Here is a 9,712-nt window from a genome sequence, read left to right as displayed (position 1 = left end):
CCTTTTAAGAATTTAGATTTACTATTCCCTTCATTTATATGGAAAAATAAAAAGTAACGGTATAGTCCCTAAAGAAAGCAGGGAAATGATGACCCAAAGTATTATTCCTTGAAGGAACGGTTTTATCCCCATTTCGATAATGAGTTTACGGCTTAGTCCACAACCTATTAGGAAAAGTGTTAGTGTTAAACCTGTTTTTGCAAAAGAAGTGAAGATATGCTGATAGTTATGGATACTTGGTATATAGCTATTTGCCAATATGGCTACTACAAAAAGTCCTATAAACCACGGAATTTTTACTTTTGGACCATTGGTTTTAAACAAATAAGCTGCTAAAAAAGCAACAGGTATGATCCATAATGCTCTACCTAATTTAGCTGTTGTTGCTATTGCTAATGCCTCAGGACCATATTTATTGGCAGCGCAACTACCGAGCTGGTGTCATGAATAGCGATAGCACTCCATATTCCGAATTGAAGTTGCGAAAGATCAAGCGCATTTCCAACTGCAGGAAATATAAACAGTGCTGCAGCATTAAGGGTGAATATAGTCCCTAATGCAATAGAAAGTTGTTTTTCTTGTACTCTGATAACAGGGGAAATAGCCGCTATTGCGCTTCCACCACAAATAGCTGTGCCGACAGCTATTAGGAAAGATGTTTTATTTTCTATTTTCAAAAGTTTACCAAGGAGATAACCAAAAATTAATGTGAATGAGAGGAAGGTCAACGTTAATAGAAAACTTGTTTTTCCTGTTTCTAACGCTTTGTCTACTTGCATACCAAATCCTAAGCCAACAACGGAAGCCTGTAATAAAATATGCGTTGCTTTTTGATTAAGATGGAGATAGGGATGCCCAACTGTTTGGGCAATAACTATCCCTAATAGGAGCGCTATAGGAGGTGAGATGAGTGCTGGTATACAGCAAGTGATAGCTATCGTTACAAATATAATTTGTCGGATACGATTATTCCTTATAACTACTATTTTGTCCTTAATTTCCATCTCTATCCTTTCGTTACTAGTCCTGTTTTGATTTGTGTTTTTGACTGATACAAATGTCGTGAACACAAAATTTTGATAGAAATGGTCATTTGTTATTGGGTATTACCTATGGTTATGATTTATTATTCTTATTTGTTATAGGTTTATTAATGGAAAAGTTGAGAATTTAGTTTACACTATGTTACTTTTAACAAAGTGCTTTAGCTGACTTGGCTTTAATTGTAAGGGAGGAGTTTTAGAATAAATCGCTTTTAACTTCGTCTGAAGTTTCGGATTTGATAAAATGGAATAATGAGGTGTCAAAGCTATACGGTATCAAAGCAATTCCTCAGAATTATTTGATTGGTCCTGATGGAAAGATTGTTGCTATCAATGTTAAGGGAGAGTTTTTATTTAAGAAATTAAAACAAATATTTGAAGGAAAATAATTTTAATTATTATTGGAGCTTCGTTGTCGGTCAGAAGTTTTACTTCTGACCTTTTTTATGCATTTGATTTATGGCTAATCTCTAAAGTCATTGTTTTACAGCAGGTTAAATTAAGTTATTTAGAATGTAGAGATGTTCTAATGCATTTAAAAATAGATTTTTTGAGCTTTTAACATTTAGTAGCAGATTCTTAAATACTTCCAATACGAATTGAATATACTATTTACATTGATAATTTATTAAGGTTTGCTGCCTGTATCATTAAGCACCACTTTTTTTAAAACTACAGATAACAAAAAGATGTCTTAAGTAGTTAATTTATATTTTGTTTTTTTTGACTATCATGTAAGATTGCTGTATTCATGTTTAATATTTGATTTTTAAATAAAAAATTAATAAATTTATATAACCAATAAAATCAAAGCTTATGCGAAAGTTATTTCAAAATAATCTTGGACTAAGATCTATAGTACTGTACATTATGATATGTATACTCGTTGTAGCTATCAGTGTTGTTTTTCTTCAATATCATAAACTCATAATTGTAAATGCTTTAGATAAAGCTTCTATAAATGGGACTTATATTCTTTACTCTTTGCTTGTAATAAGTTCATTAACTCTTGTAACGACATTTTTTGTTTCTCCCATATTCTTTTTTGAATATCTACAAAAGGAAAATGTTGATTATGCTTTGGTGAAATTGTTACCCTATTTGCCTATGGTTAGTGTATTTGGTGTATATTTTCTTTTATTTAGACCTGGCTATAATGATTTTACTAGTGAGGATAAGTGGGGTTTGGTAGATACTGTTTATGTGATATTGTCTGGAGTCACTGTATTGATTGCTGGTGTTATTGTTTTACATTTTATAAAAGGTTTTCAGTCTATTTTTAAAAATGCGATGGTTTTTGCCTATAACAAAAGTTATGGTAAAGCTGGAGATCAGTTTCGTTTAGATGATTTTAGAAAGCTTCCAATAAAAGAAAATGAAGAGCCAAAGTATGAGGAAAATCCAAATGACGAACTGATTAAAAGGGTTGAGAAGTTAATTAGTTCTACAGAAGAGCTGGAAGTTGAACCCATTGGAGATGTTAATTTTAATATCGTAATTTATGTTTACGGTGATGGCTTTGATTACTGTTTGTTAGATTCCGGATTGGATATTCCGTTTATCTTTGGTGATGAAAATCCGGAAATAGTATTAGCAGAGTGTCACTTTTTACATATTAATATAGCTTTATATTTTAGGATAGATCAAGTGTATATTTTTAACTTTGAAGATAATTATGTTGTTTTAAATCCCGCCATCGATCGAAATTTACATAATATTAGAAGTAAGCGTGTGAATGAAAAACTAAATAGTTATCGTGTTAAAGGTAAACCTTCTGGTTATTTTCATATACATCCAAGTCTAGGTGATGAACTTCGTATAATTGTAGATGGATATGCAAATAAGCGTTTCAATCACTAATATTTGTCATTCAATTTTGTCGGATAATTATTTTTCATCCTTCTTATTCGTTTTAAAATAGCTATTGTTCTTTTTGTCATAAATTTTATGATATAAAAATAATCATCAACATATATTAAATTAATGGTTTCTTGTAATAAATTACGATTGATATAGTTTTTCATTATTGTACTGGGGAAGAGGTTTGAAAGGATTTTATTTTTATATTTTTTAGGAGTTATGAGTTTAGTTCACTAACTTCATTATTGAAAAAAATGATTTATTGAACCAATATTCTGAAGCAAACATGCTTTTGGGATAGACCTAAACTTGCTCTAATGATCTTGACCGTCATTGTATTAAGCTTGTTTTTGCTAATTGTTCTTATTACACAGGCAAAAATAAATGCTTTTCTATCTTTTTTAATAGTTTCTGTTATTTCTGGAATTTTGCGAGGCATGCCTTTGGATCGTCTTATTCTCGCTATTGAAAAAGGTATTGGCTCAGTAATGGGAAGCCTCATGTTAATTTTGGTACTAGGTGCTATGCTAGGGAAAATTGTTGCAGATAGTGGAGCCGCCGAGCGTATAGCGGCAGTCATGGTGCAATTAATGGGAGAGAAGTATATCCAATGGGGTTTGATGCTGACTGGTTTTATAGTCGGAATCCCTCTTTTTTATGGAGTAGGATTTGTCCTGTTAGTGCCACTGATATTTTCAATATCCTATCGCTATAAACTTCCTGCCGTATATATTGGTCTTCCTATGCTTGCCGCATTATCAGTGACACATGGATTTATACCCCCGCATCCTTCTCCTGTGGCACTAGTGGCATTATTTCATGCCGATATGGGAGTAACATTGATTTACGGGCTTCTAGTTGCAACTCCTGCAATAATTATAGGAGGTCCTATTTTTGGAATGACACTACGAAATATAAGACCAAAGCACGAGCTGTTTTTTAAACCGGTTGGTACTGAAGTAGGTAGTGACTATAGTGTGCCCAGTGCATGTATTAGTTTTTTAGCCTCGCTATTTCCAGTTTTTTATTGATTATCGGTACAGTTCTTCCTTATGTAATTGATACGGGTAATGAAAAATTATTGTCTTGGGTGAAATTCATTTCAAATCCAACCCTAGTTATGTTACTGGCTATTTTATTTGCAGGATATAGCTTGGGCATAAAACAGGGGCGAAGTATCAAGTCAATTATGGAGATCTTTGATGGAGCTGTGAGAGATATAGCAATGATTTTATTTATTATTGCAGGCTCAGGTGTATTCAAACAAGTAATGGAAGATAGTGGGGTCAGTTTGGCACTCGCTAATTATTTACAGACCTTACCCATTCATCCATTGGTTTTAGCGTGGTTGATAACTGCTGTGATACGAGGATGTATCGGTTCTGCAACAGTGGCTGCGTTAACAGCGGCTGGTGTGTTATTGCCACTAGCTACAGGTGGGCATATTCATCCAAGTTTGATGGTTCTCGCAATTGGAGCAGGCAGTTTGATGTTTTCACATGTTAACGATGCTGGTTTTTGGCTATTTAAAGAATACTTTGGGTTGAGTGTAAAGGATACGCTTCTATCATGGTCAATCATGGAAGCTATTGTATCTGTTGTCGGTTTACTTGCTGTCCTAGCGTTGGATATGATTATTACTTAAAATTTAATTACCTTAAATAATTATTTGAATAACATAAAATATATAACATATTATGAATTATAATGCAGACGAACAATTTGAAAAATTAGGTTTAACATTACCTCCGGCACCTGCACCTAAGGGTGTTTATAAACCTTTTGTAATTGATGGTAAATATCTCTATTTATCTGGTCATGGGCCTGTACAAGATGATGCATCATTAATTATTGGTAGAATCGGTGCAAGCCTTAATCCTGAGGAAGGTAAACTTGCCGCAAGACAGGTTGGATTAACAATGCTTTCTACTATAAAAACTAATCTAGGTAGCCTTAATCGTATAAAACGTGTAATCAAGGTGTTGGGAATGGTCAATTGTACTTCTGATTTTGAAGCGCATCCAGCTATTATTAATGGTTGCAGTGAATTGTTTGCTGCAGTTTGGGGAACTGAGAATGGAATCGGAACGCGTAGTGCGGTTGGATTTGGATCACTTCCGGATAATATTCCTGTAGAAATAGAAGCTTTGTTTGAATTACATGAAACAGTATGATTAAGCATTGGTATGAATTAAATGATGTTTCAGAAGTAGACTCTCCCGCACTCTTGGTTTATGAAGAGCGGGTTGTCGATAATATTCAAAAAGCTATTGAGATGGTAGGGGGCGATTGTAGCCGGATTCGCCCACATGTCAAAACAAATAAATCGACAGATGTCTGTATTGCTTTAAGGAAGGCGGGTATAAATCAATTTAAATGTGCGACTATTGCTGAAGCTGAAATTCTGGGAGATGTGGGAGCTAAAGACGTCCTATTGACTTATCAGCCAACAGGTCCTAAGATTGAACGTCTGATTAAGCTTAAAAAACATTTTGGTAAAACCAATTATTCGTGCTTAATCGATCATAATGAGAGCGCTAGGGCATTAAATAGGGCATGTGTTTTAGCAGACTGCTCTATGGATGTGTATATTGATGTAAATATTGGGATGAATAGGACAGGGGTAGCATTGGAAGAGGTCGAGAAGTTAGCCGTGACCATACTGTCACTTCCAGGGCTTCGTTTGATGGGGGTACATGGATATGATGGTCATATCCATGACTCTGATCTCAAAATCAGAGAAGAACAAAGTGCTATATCATATGCATTATTAAGTAAAGCACATTTATTATTAAACCAATTATGTAGCTCAATATCAAGGATGATTATCGGAGGTTCACCTTCTTTTACTTTTCACGCAGATAGAAGTGATGTGATTTGTAGTCCAGGGACGTTTGTATTTTGGGACTATGGTTATGGAGAAACTCTAAAAGAGCAACCTTTTGATTATGCGGCATTACTGTTAACCCGTGTTATAAGTATTGTTGATCAGCATCATATTTGTTTGGATTTGGGATATAAAGCTGTCGCAAGTGAATCAGCTTTACCGCGTGTCAAATTTTTAGATCAACCCGATCTTGAAGTCGTAAGCCAAAGTGAAGAACATATGGTCGTAAAGGTTCCAAATGCACAAGTATACGAAATAGGTGCAGCTTTCTATGCTGTACCAAAGCATATATGTCCAACTGTGGCATTGTACGAAAAATTGGTGGTCATCACTGATGGAGAGGTCGATAATTATTGGTATGTTACTGCTAGAGATAGAAAGATTAATTTCTAAAGGATGAAAAAACAAAGATTGATTTTTGATGCGCATTTAGATCTTAGTATGAATGCAATGGAATGGAATCGGGATTTAAGACTTCCGATTGCAGAACTAAATAGTAGAGAGCAGGGGATGGACGATAAACCTGATCGTGGAAATGCAACAGTCTCTTTTGGTGAACTGAAAAGGGGGAATATTGGCCTAGTTGTCGCTACTCAAATTGCAAGATACGTGGAGAAGGAAAGCTCTTTGCCTGGTTGGTATTCTCCAGAACAAGCTTGGGCACAAACACAAGGGCAATTAGCTTGGTATAGAGCAATGGAAAAGGATGGGTACATGCGCATGATCAAAACTAAAACGGATTTAGAAGAGCATATCATTCTTTGGAATGATGAGACCAATAAATCAAATAAACCAATCGGTTTTCTGCTAAGTTTAGAAGGAGCTGATTCTTTAATTGATTTATCTTATCTCGAATATGCTTATGAGCAGGGATTACGTGCGGTTGGGCCAGCTCATTATGGGCCAGGAAGGTATGCGAATGGTACGGACTCAAATGGGAGACTAAATGCAAAGGGAATAGCGTTATTAAGGGAGATGGAACGCCTTAATGTTATTTTAGATGTAACTCATCTTAATGATGATGCTTTTTGGGATGCTATGGATGGATTTAATGGTCCAATATGGGCTAGTCACAACAACTGTCGCGCACTTGTCGACCATAACAGACAATTTAGCGATGATATGATCAAAATCTTGATTTCGAAAAAAGCAGTAATTGGGGTGGCATTAGATGCCTGGATGATGGTTCCCAGATGGGTAAGAGGCGTATCTGACCCTAAGACAATGAATTGTTCATTAGAGGTTATGGCCAATCATATTGACCATATCTGTCAATTGGCCGGTAATACAAATCATGTCGGTGTAGGAAGTGATCTTGACGGCGCTTTTGGTAAAGAACAATGTCCATATGACCTGAAAACTATTGCTGATATTCAGTTGGTTTTTGATATATTGTCACAAAGGGGATATAGTGAGGATGCTTTAGATAAAATAGCACATTCGAATTGGATTAATTTTTTGCGAAATTGCTTATAAATGGTCCGTTTTTAGCGAATACGTGTTTTATACTTACCATACAATCGTTATAATTTGAATGATATTTCTCTGCAGAAGGTACTTCTAAATAATTAAAAATAAGATTTTTATAAATTTTAATAATCTTTTGTGCTTAAATTGTATAACAATGTGATCATTGATGTGTTTTATAAAAAGAATTTATTAGTCACTTTTATTGTTGATATGTATGTATAAACCCGTTCAAGTTAATCGGAAAGATATTTATTTTAGGCCAGATACCAAACGTGTCCTTGCTCGTTTTTTTTCATTAGGTGATGAACGTTCCATTAAAGTAATTCATCGGGTGCTACAATTATCGGATGAAAAACAAAAGGAAGTTTTTGGACAGGTTTTACGAAGTTATTCACAGCGGCACCGCAGTATTGTGAAGGTGTTTGAGCGTAATTTTGATCGCATAAGACATCTATTGGAAAGATTAGAAATGCCGACGGATAAAATATCGATGACAGCTAAATTATTAATTGGTTCTTACTTACGATGGAATATTCCATCGAATCGGCAGCTTTATTTAATCCATCTATTGTTGAGCATCCAGATCAGAGCGAGCTTTATAAAGGGGAGAAGAGGGTTATTATCAGTTTTAGAGCAACCGGTGAGGGGCATGTATCTTCGATAGTATTCCGCTCTGGTTATATTGATACGGAGAATAATATTCATCTAGATGTTGTGGGAACATTGCTGGACAAGCCTATCAATATTAAGAATCATCGGTATAATAAAAATAGCTTCATTTCTAAATTGGTTGAGTTGCATCCAAAAGATGCGACGGCTATGCAAAAGCTTAGCGAAAATCTAACAGAAACATTTACATATGAGGAGCTGAAGAGATATGTGGAGGGAATACGTGCTGAAATAGAGCATACAGAGGATAATGATAGTATATTGAAGCAAGCGATATGGCTCGCTTCATCGCATTATGAGATGACTTTCTCTTTGGATACTTCAATATCTGAAAGGGTTATTTTTCCAATTTCTGATACTGAAAAAAGGGGGATTGAAGATGCGAGATTTGTTCGTTTTATAACACCTAAGGGGGAGGTTATCTATTATGCAACTTATACTGCATATGACGGATTTAGTATTTTACCAAAACTATTGACAACTAAGGATTTTTATCATTTTACAGTCAAGCCCATCCATGGAGAAATTGCAAATAAAGGTGCTGCGATTTTTCCGCGAAAGATCAAAGGGAAATATGCTATGCTATGTCGTATTGATGGTGAAAATAATTATATCGCCTATTCCGATTATATCAACATTTGGAATGAAGCTATTCATTTGGTGCAAGAACCTGAAAGTCCATATGAGTTTATACAGATCGGAAACTGCGGTTCCCCAATTGAAACCGCAGCCGGATGGTTAATTATTACACACTCTGTTGGCCCTATGCGCGAGTATTCAATTGGGGCTTCATTATTAGATTTGGAAAATCCACATATAGAAATAGGACGCCTTAGTCTCCCTATTTTAACTCCTAATGATATGGAAAGAGAAGGGTATGTGCCAAATGTTGTCTATTCATGTGGAGCTATTGTTCATAATGATCAGTTAATTATGCCTTACGCCATGTCGGACTATGCATCGACTTATGCGACCATTAACTTGAATGAGTTGATTCAGGCTATTCTTCAACCTGAAATTTGATTTTTAAAGACTTATAAACAGTTAAGTAGGCTATAAAATAACATAACGTGCTTTCTGCTCCTTGATTGCGGTTAATGCCATAAGTTTCTAACCCATCACAGCATCCTTTGGTGCTGTGGTCATATAGCGGGAGCTTAAGGTCATTTTCGCCTAAAAACCATTCAAAAGATCGAATCATTTTTTCAAAATATTCTTCATTTTTAGTGATTTCAAATACCTCCCTAAATAAAAGTACTGTGGCTGTAACATCAATGGGCTGTTGCCCGAATTTGCTTATATTTTGATTTTGTTTTGCCCATTTTTGATTGCCAATAATAGATAAAACCCATTTGCATAATGATATTTTCGAGAAAATAAAAGCTTGAAAATCCTATTTTTCTAAGTTTATCATCATTTAAATATTTGGTTGACATGAGTATTGCCAGTGGGATAATCGCATTGTCATATGCCAGAACTGGTTCAAACCATTTCCACTCATCATCAGCACTGGAATCATATTCATGTACTAATTTAAAAGCCAGTTTACGGAGTAACTCTGTGACTCTTTCATCATTTGGCTGTTGTTTTAGATATTCAGCAATACCCATCATAGTATAAGCGATAGCACGTATAGATTTTAAATTTTCAAAGTGTGGCATAGCTTTAAAAAACATATTTGATCCTAACTGATAGAAGTCAACAAAAGGTGCTGTATTAAATAGATATCCCAATGCCCATATAGCCCTACCAAAAGAATCTTCAGATCCGACTTCTTCTAAAA

The 9,712-nt window shown here is 35.0% G+C and carries 8 protein-coding genes and 3 pseudogenes; 8 read left to right on the top strand and 3 right to left on the bottom strand.

Annotated elements, in window-relative coordinates; genetic code table 11:
* Positions 1-30: 30 nt before the first annotated feature.
* Positions 31-1,004, bottom strand: a pseudogene (locus tag L950_RS22250) (YeiH family protein).
* Positions 1,005-1,300: 296 nt separating this feature from the next.
* Between L950_RS22250 and L950_RS22245 the strand changes: the two are divergent.
* From L950_RS22245 to L950_RS36875, 8 genes and pseudogenes are all read left to right on the top strand, one after another.
* The gene (locus L950_RS22245) at positions 1,301-1,432 is read left to right on the top strand and encodes a hypothetical protein (protein ID WP_021190982.1); all 132 of its coding nucleotides are present in this window, start codon (positions 1,301-1,303) and stop codon (positions 1,430-1,432) included.
* Positions 1,433-1,913: 481 nt separating this feature from the next.
* Positions 1,914-2,903, top strand: coding sequence for a hypothetical protein (locus tag L950_RS22240; protein WP_197086634.1), 990 nt, complete (start codon positions 1,914-1,916; stop codon positions 2,901-2,903).
* Between the two features lie 317 nt (positions 2,904-3,220).
* Positions 3,221-4,548 (top strand): annotated as a pseudogene (locus L950_RS37570) (gluconate:H+ symporter).
* A gap of 52 nt (positions 4,549-4,600) precedes the next feature.
* Positions 4,601-5,077, top strand: coding sequence for a RidA family protein (locus tag L950_RS22230; protein ID WP_021190979.1), 477 nt, complete (start codon positions 4,601-4,603; stop codon positions 5,075-5,077).
* Positions 5,074-6,183, top strand: coding sequence for a D-TA family PLP-dependent enzyme (locus tag L950_RS22225; RefSeq protein WP_021190978.1), 1,110 nt, complete (start codon positions 5,074-5,076; stop codon positions 6,181-6,183). The genes L950_RS22230 and L950_RS22225 overlap by 4 nt, the downstream gene beginning before the upstream one ends.
* A 3-nt stretch (positions 6,184-6,186) precedes the next feature.
* Positions 6,187-7,266, top strand: coding sequence for a dipeptidase (locus L950_RS22220; protein ID WP_021190977.1), 1,080 nt, complete (start codon positions 6,187-6,189; stop codon positions 7,264-7,266).
* A gap of 208 nt (positions 7,267-7,474) precedes the next feature.
* The gene (locus tag L950_RS36880) at positions 7,475-7,924 is read left to right on the top strand and encodes a hypothetical protein (protein WP_316930733.1); all 450 of its coding nucleotides are present in this window, start codon (positions 7,475-7,477) and stop codon (positions 7,922-7,924) included.
* Between the two features lie 155 nt (positions 7,925-8,079).
* Complete coding sequence (locus L950_RS36875) at positions 8,080-8,952, top strand: hypothetical protein (RefSeq protein ID WP_316930734.1); 873 nt, start codon at positions 8,080-8,082, stop codon at positions 8,950-8,952.
* Here L950_RS36875 and L950_RS22210 read toward each other — a convergent pair.
* Both L950_RS22210 and L950_RS31000 read right to left on the bottom strand, forming a co-directional pair.
* On the bottom strand, positions 8,930-9,130 hold the full coding sequence (locus tag L950_RS22210) for a hypothetical protein (RefSeq protein WP_021190975.1): 201 nt from the start codon (positions 9,128-9,130) through the stop codon (positions 8,930-8,932). The genes L950_RS36875 and L950_RS22210 overlap by 23 nt on opposite strands.
* Positions 9,131-9,200: 70 nt before the next feature.
* Positions 9,201-9,712: pseudogene (locus tag L950_RS31000) on the bottom strand (hypothetical protein); the annotation flags it as partial.

The sequence above is a fragment of the Sphingobacterium sp. IITKGP-BTPF85 genome, from assembly GCF_001006065.1.
GTDB classification, from domain to species: domain Bacteria; phylum Bacteroidota; class Bacteroidia; order Sphingobacteriales; family Sphingobacteriaceae; genus Sphingobacterium; species Sphingobacterium anhuiense.
This window is presented reverse-complemented; position numbering and strand designations above follow the sequence as displayed.